General features: G+C 45.2%; 18 protein-coding genes. 9 read left to right on the top strand and 9 right to left on the bottom strand.

Annotation, left to right across the window (positions count from 1 at the left end):
* The first annotated feature begins 42 nt into the window (after positions 1–42).
* The 7 genes from C4S38_RS01855 to C4S38_RS01825 all read left to right on the top strand — a co-directional run bounded on the left by C4S38_RS01855 (position 43) and on the right by C4S38_RS01825 (position 8637).
* Positions 43–1113: an Lcl domain-containing protein gene (locus C4S38_RS01855; protein ID WP_234999268.1), complete on the top strand. Its 1071-nt coding sequence runs from the start codon at positions 43–45 to the stop codon at positions 1111–1113.
* Positions 1114–1129: 16 nt separating this feature from the next.
* Positions 1130–1726: an Lcl C-terminal domain-containing protein gene (locus C4S38_RS01850; RefSeq protein ID WP_103982302.1), complete on the top strand. Its 597-nt coding sequence runs from the start codon at positions 1130–1132 to the stop codon at positions 1724–1726.
* A gap of 315 nt (positions 1727–2041) precedes the next feature.
* Positions 2042–2950, top strand: a complete 909-nt coding sequence (locus C4S38_RS01845) for an OmpA family protein (RefSeq protein ID WP_160034622.1) — start codon at positions 2042–2044, stop codon at positions 2948–2950.
* A gap of 7 nt (positions 2951–2957) precedes the next feature.
* The gene (locus C4S38_RS01840) at positions 2958–3617 is read left to right on the top strand and encodes a LysM peptidoglycan-binding domain-containing protein (RefSeq protein ID WP_103982300.1); all 660 of its coding nucleotides are present in this window, start codon (positions 2958–2960) and stop codon (positions 3615–3617) included.
* A gap of 52 nt (positions 3618–3669) precedes the next feature.
* Positions 3670–4758, top strand: coding sequence for a DUF3575 domain-containing protein (locus tag C4S38_RS01835; RefSeq protein ID WP_103982299.1), 1089 nt, complete (start codon positions 3670–3672; stop codon positions 4756–4758).
* Between the two features lie 915 nt (positions 4759–5673).
* The gene (locus C4S38_RS01830) at positions 5674–8319 is read left to right on the top strand and encodes a leucine-rich repeat protein (protein ID WP_103982298.1); all 2646 of its coding nucleotides are present in this window, start codon (positions 5674–5676) and stop codon (positions 8317–8319) included.
* Positions 8320–8355: 36 nt separating this feature from the next.
* Complete coding sequence (locus C4S38_RS01825) at positions 8356–8637, top strand: HU family DNA-binding protein (RefSeq protein WP_103982297.1); 282 nt, start codon at positions 8356–8358, stop codon at positions 8635–8637.
* On the opposite strand, the gene nadD is transcribed toward C4S38_RS01825, so the two are convergent.
* From nadD to C4S38_RS01810, 3 genes are read right to left on the bottom strand one after another with little or no spacing between them, the layout of a single operon-like run.
* Positions 8615–9199, bottom strand: coding sequence for a nicotinate (nicotinamide) nucleotide adenylyltransferase (nadD, locus tag C4S38_RS01820; RefSeq protein WP_103982296.1), 585 nt, complete (start codon positions 9197–9199; stop codon positions 8615–8617). The genes C4S38_RS01825 and nadD overlap by 23 nt on opposite strands.
* The gene (gene gmk, locus C4S38_RS01815; protein ID WP_103982295.1) at positions 9196–9765 is read right to left on the bottom strand and encodes a guanylate kinase; all 570 of its coding nucleotides are present in this window, start codon (positions 9763–9765) and stop codon (positions 9196–9198) included. Before gmk ends, nadD begins: the two co-directional genes overlap by 4 nt.
* Before the next feature lie 18 nt (positions 9766–9783).
* Positions 9784–10656, bottom strand: coding sequence for a YicC/YloC family endoribonuclease (locus tag C4S38_RS01810; protein ID WP_200817930.1), 873 nt, complete (start codon positions 10654–10656; stop codon positions 9784–9786).
* A gap of 80 nt (positions 10657–10736) precedes the next feature.
* On the opposite strand from C4S38_RS01810, the gene tsaB reads away from it, so the two are divergent.
* A complete protein-coding gene (gene tsaB, locus C4S38_RS01805) occupies positions 10737–11456 on the top strand; it encodes a tRNA (adenosine(37)-N6)-threonylcarbamoyltransferase complex dimerization subunit type 1 TsaB (protein ID WP_103982322.1) in 720 nt (239 codons plus the stop codon).
* Positions 11457–11517: 61 nt separating this feature from the next.
* The gene (locus C4S38_RS15890) at positions 11518–11667 is read left to right on the top strand and encodes a hypothetical protein (protein ID WP_200817929.1); all 150 of its coding nucleotides are present in this window, start codon (positions 11518–11520) and stop codon (positions 11665–11667) included.
* Between the two features lie 74 nt (positions 11668–11741).
* On the opposite strand, the gene C4S38_RS01800 is transcribed toward C4S38_RS15890, so the two are convergent.
* From C4S38_RS01800 to C4S38_RS01775, 6 genes are all read right to left on the bottom strand, one after another.
* Positions 11742–12935 (bottom strand): sodium ion-translocating decarboxylase subunit beta, encoded by a 1194-nt coding sequence (locus C4S38_RS01800; protein ID WP_103982293.1) that lies wholly within the window; start codon positions 12933–12935, stop codon positions 11742–11744.
* A 4-nt stretch (positions 12936–12939) separates the two neighbouring features.
* On the bottom strand, positions 12940–13371 hold the full coding sequence (locus C4S38_RS01795) for a biotin/lipoyl-containing protein (protein WP_099464992.1): 432 nt from the start codon (positions 13369–13371) through the stop codon (positions 12940–12942).
* A gap of 23 nt (positions 13372–13394) precedes the next feature.
* The gene (locus C4S38_RS01790) at positions 13395–14285 is read right to left on the bottom strand and encodes an OadG family transporter subunit (RefSeq protein WP_099465268.1); all 891 of its coding nucleotides are present in this window, start codon (positions 14283–14285) and stop codon (positions 13395–13397) included.
* A gap of 21 nt (positions 14286–14306) precedes the next feature.
* Entirely contained in the window at positions 14307–15860 is a 1554-nt protein-coding gene (locus tag C4S38_RS01785; protein WP_099464993.1) for an acyl-CoA carboxylase subunit beta, read from the bottom strand.
* A 46-nt stretch (positions 15861–15906) separates the two neighbouring features.
* Entirely contained in the window at positions 15907–16314 is a 408-nt protein-coding gene (gene mce, locus C4S38_RS01780; RefSeq protein ID WP_103982292.1) for a methylmalonyl-CoA epimerase, read from the bottom strand.
* A gap of 276 nt (positions 16315–16590) precedes the next feature.
* Complete coding sequence (locus C4S38_RS01775) at positions 16591–19002, bottom strand: TonB-dependent receptor (protein ID WP_103982291.1); 2412 nt, start codon at positions 19000–19002, stop codon at positions 16591–16593.
* Positions 19003–19079 lie beyond the last annotated feature (77 nt).

Below are 19079 nucleotides of genomic sequence, written 5' to 3'. Positions count from 1 at the left end.
TCGGATGCAGACGTACCCTACGCCGGAACGGCAACGGTGAACTTGTCGGATCCAATAATGACCGTACAACTCTACCGCACGCTGGCGAAAGTAACCCTAAGCAATACTTTCAGCATAACGGGAGGCCCGACTCGCAGTTCTATTACCTTGTATAATGCCGGCTCCCGTCGTTTTGCCACACAGGGCAGCGACAATTACGATGGGACAGGAACAACGCAAACCTCCTCCTTTGTTGCAACGACAGCCGGAAGCAATGCCAACAGCAATGTCTGGTATGTAGGAGAAAACATCCGCCCGGCGGGAAGTAGTATCTCTTCGGCGGCAGACAGAAACAGCAGCAAAGCACCGGCCAATGCAAGCTACATCAGGATTACATCGGCAACGCAACTACTCGGTAATGTCCCTGCCATTGGCGAGGAATATATCATGAGTAATATGTCGTTTACCTACGATATCTATTTAGGCAAGAGCACCGTTTTAAGCGATTTCTCACTCCGCCGCCATACCAACTACACGATAACATCCGCGGTAAGCGGAACGCTGGCTGCACAAGAATATCTGGCAGCAAACGATGGGAGGGTCAGGCTGAGTAAAACGGAAAGTGAAGCCGTTGGATTATGCATCGGCCTGTTTGGAGGGGCAAGCGGCTACACGACAGGCACAAGTGCTGCATATACTATAACCGGGAGCTACACGAAGATGTTGCTGCTGGCTCCAACATCAACACAAGGGAGTTCAATAAAATGGTCGGACGATGAAACCACCCAATACCAAACAGAAAGCCGGAAATACTGGGACCACACCTATACATCAGCCAACATAGAGAAAGGATCCGGATACGCTTACGACTATTGCAACAGCCTGAATGTAAACGGAGTGACGGGATGGTATCTGCCAACCCAAGCGCAGCTGATGGCTATATGGGCTATGAAGCAAGGGATATCTGACAGCGGGAAGTTTGCGGATTATGCACCGTTCGCTGCCGTCGATTGCTGGTCGTCCACGGAGATCAGTGCGGATTACGCTTGGTATGTGAACTTTGGCTCTGGCTTCACGAACAACATCAGCAACAAGGTTATTGCGCGTCTTGTGCGTTGCGTCAGGGATCTTTAATCTATTTGTCAATTATATGAAAACAGGAATAAAATTAAAAATAGTAACACTGGCTTGCCTGATTGGCTGGCTGGGACTGACGGAAGCGAAGGCGCAAACAGTTACGGTAGTTGGCGGCTATCCGGTGATAGACCTGACTGCATTGAGCCCTTTGGGATGCACTCTGACCCTTTCGGAAGCAAACAGCCGGCGCGAAGCCATGCATGCATGCGCTCCTTCTAATAGTACCCTTCTTACGGTCGGCTCAGCTGTCTCCAGAGAGAACGGTACATGGAATGCAAAGATGTCCACCCGCTATCAGGTGATGCGAAATGATCTGGGAACTACCAAAAACTGGACGGATGCTTGGAATGCCTGCAAAGCCTACTCGGGAGAAGGAGGAACAGCCGGACAATGGCGCTTGCCTACACAACGGGAATTACAGATGATTTGGGTGCTATACCCGCAACTGATAGGCAAAGGATCTGTTTCGTCGTTCGATGCCTACCTTTACTGGTCGTCTACGGAGTACAATGCGAGTATCGCTTGGTATGTGCACTTTGGCCTTGGCGGCACGTACAACGGCTACGGCAAGACTATTGCGCTTCGTGTGCGTTGTGTCAGGGATCTTTAATCTATTTGTCGATTTATCCATTGTAAATAATTATGCATTAAAAGATAAAGGAATATGAACAAACAGGAAGTTCTGGCATTGGCTTGCCTTTTGCTGGCAGGCGGATGCTCTGCACCGCGGAGTTTTTCGGTTGAAGATGGAGTGGTACGGGAAGAAAAGACAGGCAAATCGAGCCCTTTGGTACGAACCGAGGTGATCGGGCTGTTGCAGGTGGATGCGGCTTCGGTGTACAGGCAGATGATCGAGTATTTTGCACAAAGTACGGATTTGCCGGAGCTGCGTCCCAAACAGTCGGAGCGACGCGAAACATGCCGTTTGGAGGCCTCACTTGCGTTTAAACCGGGCAGTACCGAACTGTTGCCCTCTTATGGCGGCAACCGTGTTGAGCTGGACAGGCTGCATCGCGAACTGCAAGGCCTTGCTGCAAAAGGCGAAGGGTTGCAGCATGTGCGTATCACCGGATATGCAGCACCCGACGGTAATACGGCAAAGAATGAAGAATTGGCTTTGGGAAGGGCTGTCCGTTTCCGCCGTTATCTTTCGCAAGAGGCCGGGATACCGGAACAGAAGATCGTAGTGGATCAGTGTTCCGAAGATTGGGACGGATTGAAACGTTTGGCTCAGGAAGCCGGCAAACCCTATGCCTCGCAAGTGGCATCGGTGTTGGCACGCACGTCCGACCCGGATGCCCGCCGGAAAGCCTTGAAAGCCCTGGGTGGCGGCAAGGTATGGAAGGATATGGAGAAGAGCTTGTTTGCCGGCCTGCGGCGTATGCAATTGGCGGTGGAATATGATAGCGCAGTCCTGATGCCTGGCGCTGACGGCCTGGCTGCCTCTACTGCGGATGTGTTGTCGCTGGTAACGGCCTTTAACGAACGCCCCGAAACGTTGGGGTGCGACGAACTGGCCTCGCTGGCCGGAGTGTATCGCCCCGGCACGGAGCAATACCGCGAAGTATATGAGGTGGCCGCTTACCGTTTCCCGGATTGTGCACTGGCACAACTCAATGCCGGAGCGGCTGCTATTGAAAACGGCGATGTGGAAGCGGCGCGTTTCTTCCTCGACCGTGTGCAGGACGATTCGCGTTCGTGGATCAACCTGGGCGTATTATGCCTTCTGGAAGACAATAACGAAGAGGCGGTAAACTGGTTCCGCAAGGCGATGCCGGTACGTCCGGCCAAGGCGAGGAAAAATATGGAATGGGTGAAACAGCTGACAAATTAATAAACCATTGGCGGAGGAAGATAAATATATAGATGCTTTCCGTACCACTTTGCCTGTGCTGATAGACAGGGAAATGTACAAGGTGCGGAAGCAACAGCGCAGCCTGATATTGTTGGTGTGTGTGCTGTTGGGGGTGAATATGTTGTTGTTTGGAGCCGGCTTGTGGCTGCTGCTATATAACCGGCAACAACCGGTAATGGTGCAGCCGGTAGCTGTGCCTGCCGCAACAAATGTGCTTACGGCGCCCGAAACGGCTGAAGCCGTCCCGGAGCCGGAACTTGAACTTGAACCGGAGGAGGAGCCTGAACCGGAAGAGGTGCCGGAAATTATAAAGCGGGTACCGCCTGCGCCGAAGCCCCGGGCAAAGAAAGAACCCGTACGGAAAGAACCGGCAACGGAACTGCTGCACACGGCAGGGCGTGTGCCCGAATATGTGCTGACCAGCAAAGGCATGACATTGCAGAATCTGGCTGCACGTTATTATGGCGACCGGGTGTTTTGGGTGTGTATATTTGATTACAACAGCCGGGTGCTGAAAGACCCGGACGTATTGCCATTGGGCATACGCCTGCGCTTGCCTCGCAAGGAAGAGTATGGCATAGATGCCTCGGACCCTTCATCGTTAAGACGGGCGCGGGCGTTGGCTAAAAGCCTGACCGGACGATAAACCGCCCGGTTGGGAGATGGCTTTATTTGACAAATGATTAAACGATACGGATATGAAGAAACGATGTACGCGATTTTTGGTGTTGGCTGCTGCTTGCTGCCTGCTGACTCTGGCAGCACAGGGACAGAGCTACACAATCCATTTTATAACCGGGACGGCCCGCATAGACATGGCAAACAGCCGGACGGCGGATAACCTGGACGAGCTGAAATACAAACTGGAAGATTGCAAGGGACAGGTGGCGACTGTTACACTGACAGCCCTACAGAATGTGGTAGACCGGTATGACCCGGATGCCAAAGCCCTGGCGCTGGAACAAGCTGTGGCTTTGCAAGACTACCTTACTGGCGGTGGTACGACCGGTGGTTGTGATTTCTCTTTTGATATTCAGGTGGATGCAAAGACAGACCTGGACAACCGCGTGATTGTGGAGGTATGTTGCAGCCGTCCTGTTGCACAGAAGCGCGAAACGGCTGCCGGGGATGTTGATAAAGCACCGGCTCCTAAGGCTACCCCTTCAACTTCTGCACAAGTTGTGGCGGAGACTCGCAAACAGCCTGCCCCGGCTCAGGCCCCGAAGGTGGTAAAACATGCGGACTTCTTGCTGGGAGGGATAGGTATAGGCGTCAAGACGAACGGATTGCTGTTTGCCGGCCTGTTACCTGATGGCTCGATGTATACGCCCGTACCGAACGGGGCGGTGGAAGTGTATTTCCTTGACCGTTTCTCGGCGCAACTGTCATTTGCCTATGCCATGCCCTATAAAAAGGGAGATAAGAGCAATCTGTTTAAAATGACAGCCTTTACCGTAGAACCGCGCTTCTGGCTGTGGAACGGCGGACGCTTTAAAGGGCTGTATGCCGGACTGTATGGACAATATGGTACTTTTGATGTACGCATCAAAGAAGAGATAGCAGACAACTGCACGGGTACGTTCTTTGGAGGAGGTATCTCTGCCGGATGGCTGCAACCGCTGTGGAAAGGTCTTTTTGTTGAAGCGGGACTGCAAGTAGGGTATCGCTCGGATGCTACCGATGTGTATTCGTATACAAAGGGCAAGCCGTATAAGAGGCAGGGTTCGTATACCTTGAACAGCTTTACGTTGCAGGGGATGAATGTCTCGGTAGGGTATAGGTTCTAGTCACTTTTGGCTTGACCCAAAAGTAACCAAAAGGTCAAGGCTACTGTCGGCTTGCTGCTTCGTGCCTTTCATTCACTGAACCGTCCGAACTCGCTTCGCTCAAACAGCGGACGCTTCGGGCGCTCATTCAAGGCACTGCGCTACGCTCACCGACAGAGGCCGGAAACAAGGGAGCAACGCTCCCTCTAAGGATGGCCGATATCGATAGCTTTGAAAGTTACTGTTGTTGATAGCTTAAAAGGTTATCCTATTGGTTTTAATGCTTCCGTCAGGTATTGATTAAAGATGGCTTTAGCCCGGTTTCAATTGCCATCGGTTTCAACCGATGGATAGTAGAGCCATCCTCTTTCCAGGGCTTTAGCCCAATTGAGAAGGATTGTTAAAAGTAAATTACCGGAAAGAAATTTGGCTAAAGCCACTAAAGATAGATATTCCTTTAGTCCGTCAGCTGAAGCAGACGGCAATAGAGCTTAGGCTAAAGCCATATCGAAGAAAGGTAATTGAAACCGGGTCGAAGCCATATCGAAGAGAGATAGCTGAAAAAAGGTAACCGGAGAGAGGTAACCGAAAAAAGACATATTGAAAACAAGCTCGTCAAGCGCAAAAAGCAGGCATAAGCACAAGCGCAGACCGTATCGGCCATCCCAAAAGAAAGCTGCGCTTAGCTTAGCTTTCTTGTTAGCGGCATCAGCGGCCGGGCGTTAAACGCAGGTAAAAGACGCAGCGTTAAAACCAGCGGCTGTTTGAGCAAAGCGAGTTCCGCTGGTTCAGCGAAGTCTTTTGCCGAAGTAGCCCTGCCGGTGCAGCCTTGACTTTTTGGTTACTTTTCTGTCAAGAGAAAAGTAATAATAGTTAATCTGTTAAGAAAAAAGTAATAATAGATAATAATACTGATGATAATAATCAAATAGTTATATGAAACAGAACAATGAAAAGAAAAGCTTATTCCGGTTGCTAACCGGATGCTTTCTGTTATTGGCAGCAATAACACTTATATCATGCCAGGACGAACTGCCCGAAGCAGTCAGGATAGAGAAAGGGAAGGAGACGGTTGCATTTGCCGTAGACGGAGGAAGTACAACGGTGAAGGTAATCTCCAACGGTAGTTGGAAGGCCGTTTCTTCGCAAGGCTGGTTGACGGTTTCGCCGGCTTCGGGAGGCAGCGGTACGCATACCATTACCTTGTCGGCAGGAGCTAATACAACGGACGGCCAACGCAGTGCTACCGTAACGCTGCAGGTAGGGCACAAGACGAGCACCATTACTGTATCGCAGGCGCAAAAGGATGTGCTGGGATTGCTTACTGCCTCTACAACGGTGGCCTGGACGTCGGGAACGTATGATATGGTGTTCCAAACAAATATCAGCGGGTATGAATTTAAAACCGATGCAGACTGGCTGCAACCTGCCGGAACAAAAGCCGTGGCCGAAAAGACCTTGATGCTGAACTATAGTGAGAACCCGGGATATGAGGCACGCACGGGCAGGATTACCATTTCGAAAGGTGCGCTAAATACAACTTTTACTCTAACGCAAGGGGGCAGGGGAGCTCTTTACTTCGTATTGGAAAGCGATGAGGTGGGAGCCGAAGATATCGGATATGAACTGAAGTTGATGAAAAATACCTCTGCAAGCGGGCTGCATCTGATTGATGCGGTAGACTGGCTGCATCTGCCGACAGATACAAGAGCCATGCCTGTGGAAGAATCAGTTTTACTGACGCTGGATGCCAATACGGCAAGTACGCCCCGCAATGCGCGGCTGGTGATAGGTGATGAATCGACCGGTGTCTTGCTAACCGATACGTTTACCCTTACGCAGAAAGGACTGGAGGATATATTGCGGCCGGGCTTTACCGCTTATGAGGCGAAGGCCGAAGGCGAAACATTTGATCTGCCTGTAACGGCCAGCGGGCCTTTTGAAGTGTTGTTGCCGGAAGATGCCGGATGGCTTACCGGTTCGGAAGGGGTGCAGTTGCCGGGTACGTTGCAGTTTACGGTGGCTCCCAATACAAAAGCGCAACCGCGTACGGCGGTAGTAACTTTGCGTTTGCAAGGGGGTGAAACAGAGCCGGCATCCGGCCAGGATGCGATGTTTACCGTAACGCAAGCCGTTGCCGCTGTGAGTGACGTGGAACGTATACCTAAATTATATAATCTCTTGGAGGTAGCTACAGTGGTAGAAACCAATCCTGTAAACCTGGGTGCCTTCAGGGCTACCGTAACGTATGACAGGGGCGAACCTTCCGGATGGATCAGCGATATTTATGCCAATGGAGGAAAACTGCATTTTAAGGTGGATGATAATTCCCACTCGGCTTCCAAGCGTAGTGCGGTGATAAACCTGTTGTTTGAAACCGGAGAGATTGCCGGGGTTCGTATTAATCAGAGCGGCAACAGTCAGGTGTATATGGAGATGGAAAAACCCGGAACGCTGGCTTCGTTTGTTGATTTCAGCCATTCCGGATCGTATAAAAAGATCTGTGTGAAGTCTGAAACAGGATTGAACGGGGATGATTTTAACACACTCCGTAATGCTACCCTGGCGGTGGAAGAAGCGGATCTGTCGGAAGTAGGAATGCTTACCGGATTGCCCGATGGCGTGTTTGCCGGACAGACCACTCTGCGCAGTATCATTCTGCCCGAAACGGTACAAAGAATCGGATCGCGTGCTTTTGCCGGCAGCCGGATAGAGAAAATAGTGTTTGCCGGCAGTAAACCGGAATTGCAGGAGATAGGGGCTTCGGCTTTTGAAGGGTGTTCCGAATTACAGGAGATTCCATTATCTGAAAAACTGACAGTAATAGGAGAGAAGGCCTTTGCCCATGCCTTTACAGGAGGTTCGTTTACTGTTGCCGATTTGTCGGGAGCTTCGGCTTTAAATACGATATCGGCAGGCGCTTTTGAAGGTTGCAATACGCTGACAGAGCTTAAGTTGCCTGTAAACCTGGTGGAAATAGGAGACGGGGCTTTCAGGGAGTGCTATAACTTATCAGGCCAACTGATATTGCCGTCTGCTCTGAAAACGCTGGGCGCCGAAGCGTTTTATAACAATAAGAATCTGAAAGGAGTGCTTACATTGCCGTCTACGCTGGCAGCATTGGGCGACCGGGCGTTTATGAAATGTGCGTTGCTTACCGAGCTGAAAATGCAAGGGGCAAAATTGCTGAAAGCAGTGGGAGCGGAGGCTTTTAAGGAAAGTCTGGCATCTCCGGTGTCGGGTTATGTGTTGGTATTGCCACAGGGCATGACTACGGTTGGAAGGAGTGCCTTTGAGGATATAGGTGCCGAAGCAGTCGACTTGCCCTCTACGTTGACAGGCATAGAATCGAGAGCCTTTTACAACTGTCGCAATTTGTCGGAAGTGACTTGCCGGGCTACGGTTCCTCCGGCATTATCTGCTACCAATACGGCAGATACGTTCGGAGGCGCGGCAACGATTACAAGCCGTACATTGAAAGTACCATCGGCTTCGGCTCAGACATATACGGATAGTCCGCTATGGAAACTGGCTGTTCCGGTATCCGGTTCTGCTATAACCTGGACAATCACATCTTATTAACAAACCGCAGATAAACTTTAATGAACAATTGAAAATATGAATAAGACAGATTTTATTGAAGTGCTTTCGCAAGAGATGGATATGCCTAAAGTTGTAATAAAGGATTTTATTACTACTTTTTTACAGGTGGCGACTGAGGAACTATCGAAAGAAGATGGTGAAATTGTGTTTCAAGGATTTGGTGTGTTTTCTATTTGGGATCAGGTAGAACGCCCGGGAAGGAATCCGAAAACCGGTAAACCGTGTCTGATACGTGCCCGGAAGAGCATTAAGTTCAAACCGAGCAGGTTTCTTATCAGAGGTTTGAACAAGCGTTAAGGTAAATATCCAAAGTCGCGGGAGGGAGGAAAAAGCGTATGTCTTTGCCTTCTTTCCACGCCTGACGGATAAAGGAAGAGGATATTTCCATCAGAGGGGCGTTGACCGTACGGACATTGGCATATTGCTCCGGTATACGTACTTTGTATCCTTTCCGGGGATATATTATAACGGGAAATTGTTCAAGTATGAGTTGATGATCTTTCCAATGGGTAATGTTTTTCCAGTTATCGGCTCCAATGATTAAATGGAACCGGTATCCGGTATAGGCTTTTTCTAACGCTTTCAGCGTGTTGATGGTGTAAGAAGGTTTGGGCAGGGAAAATTCAAAGTTGCTGACTCTGAATTTGGGATAACCGTCGATGGCGGCTTCCACCATACGGAAACGCAATGAGTCTTCCATCAGTTCATCACGTTTTTTAAGCGGGTTCTGTGGGGTTACCATAAACCAGAGTTCATCTAATCCGCCATATTCACATAACCAATTGGCTAATGCCAGGTGGCCTATGTGGATCGGATTGAATGAACCGGAGTAAATACCGATTGACTTTCCGTTGTTCATGCTTTTTCGAGGAACTCTTTAATTATTTTCAACGCTTCGGCTTGTGCTTTTGTTAAGTCGTCGTTTATGATAACCGTATCGAATTTAGGAGCAAATCCCAGTTCGAATTCTGCTTTGGCAATGCGGCTTTCTATTACTTCGGGTGTATCGGTGCCACGTCCTTCTAACCGGTTTCGTAATTCTTCAATACTTGGAGGTTGGATGAAAACGGATAAGGCCTGTTTACCGTAGTATTTTTTTATGTTGCAACCGCCTACAACGTCTACGTCAAAAATAACATTGTCTCCGTTGTTTAAGATGCGTTCTACTTCGCTTTTCAATGTCCCATAGTATTTATCCTTATACACTTCTTCGTATTCCAGAAAATCGCCTGCGGCTATACGGCTGCGGAATTCGTCGGGGGTAAGGAAATAATATTCTTTTCCGTGCTTCTCTTCACCGCGTGGTGACCGGCTTGTAGCCGAGATAGAGAAGTGCAGGTTTAACCCTTGTTGCAACAGATAGTTGATAATGGTTGATTTACCAGAGCCCGAGGGGGCGGAAAATATGATAAGTTTGCCAGCCATATCGTGATCTTATTATAATTATAATACGTTTAGTACCTGTTCTTTGATTTGTTCCAGTTCGTCTTTCATCTGGACAACGATCTTTTGCATTTCCGCGTGGTTGCTTTTCGAACCGAGCGTATTTACTTCGCGTCCTATTTCCTGGGCGATAAAACCTAATTTTTTACCTTGTCCGTGTCCGTCTTTTATCGTACTGATAAAGTATTTAAGGTGGTTGTCCAAACGGTTTTTTTCTTCGTTAATATCCAGCTTTTCTATGTAGTAAATCATTTCTTGTTCGAAACGATTCTTGTCATAGTCCTGACCCGCTATCTTTTCGAGGTTGTCCATGATGCGTGCCTTGATTTTTTCGACGCGTTCTTTTTCATATGTTTCTACTTCGGAAAGTAATTGTGCAATGTTATTGATTTTCTGTTCGAAGAGTTTTTGCAACATAGCACCTTCCTGGATGCGGAAATCGCATAATTGCTTAACAGCCTTTTTAACGGTATCAAACACAACTTCCCATTCGGTTTCATCGGCTTCCACTGTTTCCGATTTGATGACATCCGGCATACGTAATAATGTTTGAAACCAATCGGAAGGTACAGATATATTCAGCTTGCCGGCTATATCTTTGATTTGGCTATAATAATTTTCTACGGCAGCCAGATTGATCTGGGTAGGAGTATCTTTGCCTATGTATTCGATGAATATATTAAATTCTACTTTTCCGCGTTCCAGTGTTTGCAATAATAAACTGCGTATTTCCATTTCTTTTTCTTTATAGATGGAAGGAATACGGGTGGATAAGTCTAGTTGTTTACTGTTGAGAGCTTTTATCTCTATGGTTACTTTTTTAGAAGGGAGTTCGGCTGTAACCTTACCGAATCCGGTCATAGATTGTATCATTGTTCGGAAAATTTGAATGCAAATGTACTTAAATAATCTGAATGTGTTGTACATTTGCATTCAATAAATTAAGAACTGATATGCCTTGTATTTTAAATATTGAAACGGCTACTTCGGTATGTTCCGTCGCTTTATCGTTGAATGGAGAAGTGCTTTTTGAGAAGTATTCTTTTGAAGGTCCGTCTCATGCGGTCCTTTTGGGTGTGTATGTGGAAGAAGCGGTTGGTATAGCTAAACAGAAGGGTTTGAAACTGGATGCTGTTGCTGTCAGTAGCGGCCCCGGTTCATATACCGGATTACGCATAGGCGTTTCCGTAGCAAAAGGGCTATGTTTTGGATACGATATTCCATTAATAGGTGTCCACACATTGGATATTCTGGCTGCAACTGCAATAAAACAGAATAATAATGCTGCAGATTGTTTGTATTGTTCTATGCTGGATGCCCGCAGAATGGAGGTTTATGATGCTATATATGACCATTCGTTACACTTGGTTCGTGAAACGGCTGCGGATGTTGTAACGGAAGATACTTATGCGGCTTATTTGGAAAAAAGCAAAATATGCTTCTTTGGGAATGGCGCCGGTAAGTGTAAGAAAGTAATATCTTCTTCCAATGCTTCATTTCTTGATGATATTCATCCTATGGCTGTAAACATGGTGTCATTGGCTGAAAAGGCTTTTGAAAACGGTAAATTTGAAGATGTTGCTTATTTTGAGCCTTTCTATCTGAAAGAATTCCAGGCTACTATAGCCAAGAATAAAGTATTGAACGAGGCAATTGCACACGCGAAGCATTGAATTTGAAACAAAACCCCTCTTTTTTGTGTTCTTCTGTAAATGGAACAAAAACAGATAGAATATGGATTACAGGAAGAGGAATAATATCATGTTGATAATAGGGGCTATCATAGCTGCCGTATTATTGTTATTCTGGTTGTTTGCCGGGACTACATTGGAAGAGGATGCAAACCCGGTGACTGATCCGGCAATGATTGAACAGAATAACTAAAAGAAAACGAATGGTTAAAGAAAAAGCCTGCCCGTTAACAACGGGCAGGCTTTTTCTTATTATATTCAAACTGTTTATCCCAAGAATCCAAGCAAGATACCGGCTGCAACAGCAGAACCGATTACACCTGCAACGTTCGGACCCATGGCGTGCATTAACAGATAGTTGGTCGGGTCATATTCCAAACCTACAGTCTGCGAAATACGCGCAGAGTCGGGCACAGCAGATACGCCGGCATTACCGATAAGCGGGTTGATCTTGTTGCCATCTTTCAGGATCAAATTGAAAATTTTCACGAATATGATACCTGCACAGGTAGCAATTACGAATGACAATGCACCTAAGCCAAATATCTTAATGGAGTTCAATGTCAAGAACTGAGTAGCCTGTGTTGAAGCACCTACAGTGATACCTAGCAAAATTGTAATTGTGTCGATCAGCGGACCACGCGCTGTTTCTGCCAGACGACGTGTTACTCCACTTTCTTTTAACAGATTTCCGAAGAATAACATACCCAGCAAAGGTAAACCAGACGGAACCAGGAAGCAGGTTAATAACAAACCTACGATCGGGAAGATGATTTTTTCCGTAGAAGAAACAGCTCTCGGCGGTTTCATGCGGATCAAACGTTCCTTTTTGGTTGTCAGCAGTCTCATAAACGGTGGCTGTATGATAGGAACCAATGCCATATAAGAATAGGCAGATACGGCAATTGCCCCCATTAGGTTTGGAGCCAGTTTAGAAGACAAGAAGATAGCGGTTGGACCGTCTGCACCACCGATAATACCGATAGCACCAGCTTGATTTGGCTCGAATCCCATTTGAAGAGCGATAGTATATGCTCCGAAAATACCAAACTGGGCAGCTGCTCCGATCAACATCAGTTTTGGATTGGAAATCAAAGCCGAGAAGTCGGTCATAGCCCCGATACCGAGGAAGATCAACGGCGGATACCATCCGGAGGTTACACCCTGATAGAGGATGTTAAGCACAGAACCTTGTTCGTAAATACCTACCTGGAGTCCGGCATCTTTGAATGGTATATTACCGATCAGAATACCAAATCCGATAGGGATCAGCAACATAGGTTCAAATTCATATTTAATTGCCAGAAATATAAAAAACAGACCTATCAGGATCATAATAATATGTCCCGGAGTTGCATTATATACTCCTGTATAGGTAAGGAATAGCTCTAAGTTTTTTCCTAAAAACTGAAGAAAACTTTCTTGTACTCCTGCCGCTTGTAGTAATATTGATCCAAACATACGCTTATCCGATTACGACGAGGTCTGCACCTTCCAGAACAGAATCTCCCTTGTGAACTTTAATTTCGATGATTTTACCGTCACGGTCGGCATTGATGTTGTTTTCCATTTTCATGGCTTCAAGGATAATCAATGTTTGTCCTCTTTTTACCGTGTCGCCAACATTACATTTAACTTGCAGAATAACTCCTGGAAGCGGTGTTTTAACAGCGCCCTGGGTTGTTGTGGCGGTCGGACGAGTAATAACAGGCTCTCCTGTTGATGTTGTCGGGGCTTGAGCCGGACGTTTCAGAGTTACCATTTGTTTTTTAGCCGGTTTCTCCATTTTTACCTGATACGGAGTACCATTTACTTCTACTTCAGCGATATCGTCAACCACTGAGTTGATATGTACTTTATATACGCTACCGTTGATGGTATATTTAAAACTTTTCATTCTTTTTTGTTTTTAAGAGATAATTACTTTCTGGGAACTTCACGTAAGCCATAGAGCTTAGAACTCCACGGAGAGTAGGTACGCGCTACCTTGCGGATTGTAAGAACGGTGTTTTCTACGTCGTGATTGTCATCACTCATTTCGTACAATGCCGTTGCAATGGCTGCAAAAATTTCACCGGATTCTTCTCCTGCGTCAGCCGAAACACCGGAAGCTGTTCCTGCAGCTTTCTTAGCATTGCGTTTACTTGCGGCGATAGCAAATTTACCAACTTGTTTAAAGATAATGTATAGTAAAAACAAACCTGAAAATACGACAGCCATAGCTGTGACAGTCATACCGATACCTATGGAATCGTTTTCTTTGAAATTCTCGATTTTTTCATTCGAATCCAATGTCAGGTTGTTTGTACTGGGAGTAACTTTAGTAAGTTGTGCCCATTCATCTTGTCCGTCAATTACTCTTCCGTAACTAACATCAGCTTTCTGTGCGGCGGGAATTGTGATTTCATCAATTAGCGTTCTACCGTCGGCATCATATAAAGCTATGTAGTTATCCGTAGCAGGGTCTAATGTGAAATTTACATGGAAAGTACCCCGGTTAGGTTCTCCGTCCGCCCAAAACAGCGTGTGTTGGTGGGGAGGAATGATTGTCAAAACATCACCCTTTGGAATAGGATATTTCTTCGGATTGTTTTTATCGTTAGTCAGGTAGCAACCTGCGATATTCACAGTTCCTGCAGAAGTATTGTATAATTCAATCCAAGGATGGCGTTTGCCATAATCGTCAACAAAATTATCTTCGTTGTCGACAAGCACTTCATTTATTCGCATGGAGGCTGCGCGCTGTGCGTTTGCTCCGAATGAAAAGAGCACAACGAACAACAACAATACGCCTATTTTCTTATTTATCATATTCATTTCCTGTTTTAAGAATTACAGAGGCAGATTGTCATGCTTCTTTGCAGGATTGCTCAGCTTTTTAGTCTGCAATTGTTGTAAAGCACGAATAATACGGAAACGGGTGTTACGAGGTTCGATAACATCATCGATATAACCGTATTGAGCAGCATTGTATGGGTTTGCGAATGCTTTTTTGTATTCTTCTTCTTTTTCTGCAGCTGCTTTTGCAGGATCTTCCGCTGCGGCAACGTCTTTTGCGAAAATAACTTCTACAGCACCACTCGGTCCCATTACGGCAATTTCTGCAGTTGGCCATGCGTAGTTCATATCACCGCGTAAATGTTTAGAACTCATTACGCAATAAGCTCCACCGTACGATTTACGTAAAGTAACTGTGATTTTAGGAACTGTAGCTTCTCCGTATGCATAAAGTAACTTGGCACCATGAAGGATTACGCCGTTGTATTCCTGACCTGTTCCCGGAAGGAATCCCGGTACGTCAACCAATGTTACCAAAGGAATATTGAATGCGTCGCAGAAACGAACGAAACGGCCGGCTTTACGTGAAGCATTGCTATCCAAACATCCTGCCATTACTTTCGGCTGGTTGGCAACTATACCTACGGTCTGTCCGTTAAAACGGGCGAAACCTACGATAATATTCTTTGAATAATCAGCGTGTACTTCCAGGAATTCGTTGTTGTCCACGATCGTGCCGATCACTTCATACATGTCGTATGATTGATTTGCATTATCCGGTATTATATCGTTCAATACGTCGTCTAAACGATCTATAGGATCTTTACATTCGATGAGCGGTGTTTCTTCAAGGTTGTTTTGCGGAAGGAAACTGATTAATTTACGTATCAATTGCAAACCTTCTTCTTCTGTATCAACAGCAAAATGAGCAACGCCTGATTTTGTGGTGTGTACGCTTGCTCCACCCAGTTCTTCCTGTGTTACATCTTCACCTGTAACAGTTTTAACAACTTTCGGACCTGTCAGGAACATGTAACTTGTTCCACGGGTCATGATGTTGAAGTCTGTCAAAGCCGGAGAATATACGGCACCACCGGCGCAAGGGCCAAAGATACCTGAAATCTGAGGAATAACCCCTGATGCTAAAATGTTACGCTGGAAAATTTCAGCATAACCTGCCAGTGCATTTACTCCTTCCTGAATACGTGCACCACCCGAATCGTTCAATCCGATAACAGGAGCACCCATTTTCATGGCCTGATCCATTACTTTACATATCTTCATGGCTAAAGCTTCGGATAAAGCACCACCGAATACTGTAAAATCTTGTGCGAAAACATATACTAAACGTCCGTCTATCGTACCATAACCGGTTACGATACCGTCTCCTAAAAATTTAGTCTTTTCGATTCCGAAATTTGTACAACGGTGTTGTACAAACATATCGAATTCTTCAAAACTTCCTTCATCCAGCAACATGGCAATACGTTCACGTGCTGTGTATTTACCTTTTTTGTGCTGAGATTCGATTCGTTTTTCTCCTCCACCTAGGCGAGCAGTTTCACGAAGAGCGATAAGCTCTTTTACTTTCTCAAGTTGGTTACTCATTGTATTTTTGATTTGTTGTTAGAAATGAACTTGTTAATAGAAAATATTACTTTCCAGGCATGCAAAGTTCCGTCAGTACGCTGCAAGTTGATTTTGGGTGAAGGAAAGCTATATTTAAACCTTCGGCGCCATGACGTGGTGCCTTGTCGATTAACTGAACGCCTTTTTCGGCAGCTTCGTCTAATGCAGCCTGCACATCAGGTACGGCAAATGCGATGTGGTGAATGCCTTCTCCTTTTTTCTCGATGAATTTGGCAATAGTGCTATCTTCGCTGGTTGGTTCCAATAATTCAATTTTAGTCTGTCCTACTTTGAAAAATGCTGTTTTTACTTTTTGATCAGCTACCTCTTCGATGTTATAGCATTTCAAGCCTAATACTTTTTCGTAATAAGGTAAACAAGCTTCAATGCTCTTTACCGCAATACCCAGATGTTCGATATGTGTAAGTTCCATGTGAATAATAATTTAAAGATTTAGTAAATGTTTTTATTTTGTATGTGCAAAGGTACATTCTTTATTATAAATGAAGAAATAAATCTTTATTTTTATCTGCTCTTTATATATGTTTAAAAGTGGACTTTTGTGTGCCGGATTAAAGCTTTTGGATAGTGATAAGAGAAAGGCGTTTATGTTTGAAAAAAATCATCCCGATGTTTTTTATAAATCATAGTGATCTTTTTAGAAAATCATCGGGATGATTTTGAAAAAGGGTAAAAGGAAGTTCCGAAATCAGAAATCCACAATTAAGCGTACGTTTAGCTGCCGTCCTGTCAGGTAGTTGGGTACGGCATACTGGGTGTTGTATACGTCTGTTATCCAGTAATATGAGCTTACATTTTTTATATCGAAGATGTTGAATATATCCAGGCCTAGCCAGATGTTTTTCAGATGCCTGAAAAAACCTCTGTCCATGATGGCATCGGTTCCGCCGGCCAACTGGTATGAGAATCCTAAATCCACACGTTTATAGGCAGGAGTCCGGTGGTAGCCGTCTTCGTAACCTTTACGTGGAGCTGTGACAGGAAGTCCTCCGGAAAGAACGCCTTTCAGGTTTAGCTTTACTCTTTTGTATCCCGGAAAATAGTCTTGGAAAAATAGAGAAATATTGTATCCCTGGCTGTTTGGCATAGGGACTTTCGTTGTTTCACGAATTGTCTGTTCGGCTTTCATTAATGAAAAGCTGATCCATGAATCTGTTCCCGGAACAAATTCTCCAAAGAACTTGACATCAAGTCCCATTGCGTAACCTTTGGCACAATTTTCTCCGTAATAACGTATCTTGACATTGTCGATTGTGTAGGGTATTAAGTTATCCAGTTTTTTATAATAGAGTTCGGTTGTTACCTTAAAATTCCGGTCGGAAGCACGGAATGTGTAATCTCCTCCTAAAATAAAATGTATGGAACGTTGGGATTTTAGCTTGTTATTTAAAATAGTAATGTTATTCCCGTTTTCATCTTTTTGGGTTAAACGTAATTCCTTATAAAAAGGAGATTGATAATATAAACCGGATGCCAGGCGGAGAGTCAGATTCTGATCGAAATTCGGGATAAAACCGAGAGATGCACGGGGGCTGAAGATAAATTCTTTATTATAAGTCCAATAACTACCCCTGATGCCTCCTACAAGTGTGAATAATCCCTGTTTTGTCCGGAATTTGAATGCATCCTGAAGATAAGCGGATAAGCGGGTGCTTTGTAACTGTTGGTCTGAAAACAAATTGTCGATTAAATTTACAGTACCACCTGTCTGAGGCAGGGAATAACCTGAGGAATCCCGCTTTTCCCATTCGCTGATTCTGTCGTTTATCTTTTCAAATTGTACTAAGGCTCCCCATTTCAGTGTGTTGTTTTTTAACCGGGATATACCGTAATGACCTACGTTCATGATGTTGGAACGTAAACGGTTTCTTGCATGTTCGTGATAACGTCCTACAGACATTGCGGATGAAATATTATCTCCGGCATCTTCGGCTCCGTTTTCACTTAACCAGTATTCTCCCGAAATATCATAACTTTCTTCTTCTTTACTGTTGAAAGCAGAAGCTTGTAAACCTACTTCCGTATTATCATTCGGTTGGTATTTAAGGGTAAGTGCTCCAAACATAGTCTGGAATTTATCTCTTTCTTGTCCGTCAAAGTATACGGTGAAATTCTTTGGGTTTGAAATAGTGCCAAAAGTGGTTTCCCTGTTATGAGGTATGAATTTATAATTGTTTACCGACAAGTTGCCTAAAAAGTTGACTTCCCATTTCGGTGCCGGTTTATAGGTCATATATGTTTGTGCATCTATAAAGTTCGGGTCATATTCGGCATCTGTATCCATTGTTTTTAATAATGTGCGGCCTGTTTTATAACGGATGCCCGTTACCTGTGTAAATTTACCGGAAGCACTTCCAACATAAGCACTGGCTCCTAATAAACTGGCAGAAACCGAACCTTCAAGCGCTTTTGGTTTTTTATAAGTGATATCCAGAACCGAACTCATCTTGTCTCCGAAACTGGCTTCAAAACCTCCGGCTGCAAAATTTACGGATTCGGTTAAGTCCGGATTAATAAAACTTAGCCCTTCCTGTTGCCCTGAACGGATTAATAGAGGACGGAATACTTCAATGCCGTTTACATAAACAATGTTTTCGTCATAACTGCCTCCACGTACGGAGTATTGTGAACTTAATTCGTTGTTGGATGACACTCCGGCAAATGTAACTACAAGACTTTCTATACTTCCTCCTGCCGGGTCGGGAAGTAATTTTATTTTGTCGGCATTCATTGTTTCCATTGTTGTAGTCTGCTTACGAATGGCAGTGACGGAAACTTCATTCAACTCTAAGGCTGTATAATTCATTTGCACGTTTAACCTCATGTCTGTGATTGCCTGAGGTATTATTCTTTCGGCTTTATTATATCCGAGACAGGAATATATGAGGGCAATCGAGTCTCCTGATGCAACAGATATGGAATAGTATCCTTTTTCATTAGTCATGGCTCCGTTTAAAGTTCCTTTAACCCGGATGTTCACCAATTCCAAAGGATTACCGTCCGCATCACGAACGTATCCGGTTACTTTTATATGTCCTTGCCCGAAAGCACTTAATGATAGTAATATAAATAGCAGTGCAGCTATCGCACGAATCTTCATAATCTATATATTATAGAGTTACTAACGAGAAAAAAGAAGGAAGCGTATATAATACGTGCAAAAAATTATATTTATAT

The organism is Parabacteroides chinchillae (assembly GCF_900108035.1).
GTDB classification, from domain to species: Bacteria; Bacteroidota; Bacteroidia; order Bacteroidales; family Tannerellaceae; genus Parabacteroides; species Parabacteroides chinchillae.
Note: the sequence above shows the minus strand (reverse complement) of the source record. Positions and strands in the feature narration are given on the sequence as shown.

Excerpts from the sequence above, each read along its gene's own strand:
- C4S38_RS01850 (WP_103982302.1), top strand. The coding sequence starts at position 1,130 with ATGAAAACAGGAATAAAATTAAAAATAGTAACACTGGCTTGCCTGATT.
- C4S38_RS01835 (WP_103982299.1), top strand. The coding sequence starts at position 3,670 with ATGAAGAAACGATGTACGCGATTTTTGGTGTTGGCTGCTGCTTGCTGC.
- C4S38_RS01830 (WP_103982298.1), top strand. The coding sequence starts at position 5,674 with ATGAAACAGAACAATGAAAAGAAAAGCTTATTCCGGTTGCTAACCGGA.
- C4S38_RS01825 (WP_103982297.1), top strand. The coding sequence starts at position 8,356 with ATGAATAAGACAGATTTTATTGAAGTGCTTTCGCAAGAGATGGATATG.
- nadD (WP_103982296.1), bottom strand. The coding sequence starts at position 9,199 with ATGAACAACGGAAAGTCAATCGGTATTTACTCCGGTTCATTCAATCCG.
- gmk (WP_103982295.1), bottom strand. The coding sequence starts at position 9,765 with ATGGCTGGCAAACTTATCATATTTTCCGCCCCCTCGGGCTCTGGTAAA.
- C4S38_RS01810 (WP_200817930.1), bottom strand. The coding sequence starts at position 10,656 with ATGATACAATCTATGACCGGATTCGGTAAGGTTACAGCCGAACTCCCT.
- tsaB (WP_103982322.1), top strand. The coding sequence starts at position 10,737 with ATGCCTTGTATTTTAAATATTGAAACGGCTACTTCGGTATGTTCCGTC.
- C4S38_RS15890 (WP_200817929.1), top strand. The coding sequence starts at position 11,518 with ATGGATTACAGGAAGAGGAATAATATCATGTTGATAATAGGGGCTATC.
- C4S38_RS01800 (WP_103982293.1), bottom strand. The coding sequence starts at position 12,935 with ATGTTTGGATCAATATTACTACAAGCGGCAGGAGTACAAGAAAGTTTT.
- C4S38_RS01795 (WP_099464992.1), bottom strand. The coding sequence starts at position 13,371 with ATGAAAAGTTTTAAATATACCATCAACGGTAGCGTATATAAAGTACAT.
- C4S38_RS01790 (WP_099465268.1), bottom strand. The coding sequence starts at position 14,285 with ATGATAAATAAGAAAATAGGCGTATTGTTGTTGTTCGTTGTGCTCTTT.
- C4S38_RS01785 (WP_099464993.1), bottom strand. The coding sequence starts at position 15,860 with ATGAGTAACCAACTTGAGAAAGTAAAAGAGCTTATCGCTCTTCGTGAA.
- mce (WP_103982292.1), bottom strand. The coding sequence starts at position 16,314 with ATGGAACTTACACATATCGAACATCTGGGTATTGCGGTAAAGAGCATT.
- C4S38_RS01775 (WP_103982291.1), bottom strand. The coding sequence starts at position 19,002 with ATGAAGATTCGTGCGATAGCTGCACTGCTATTTATATTACTATCATTA.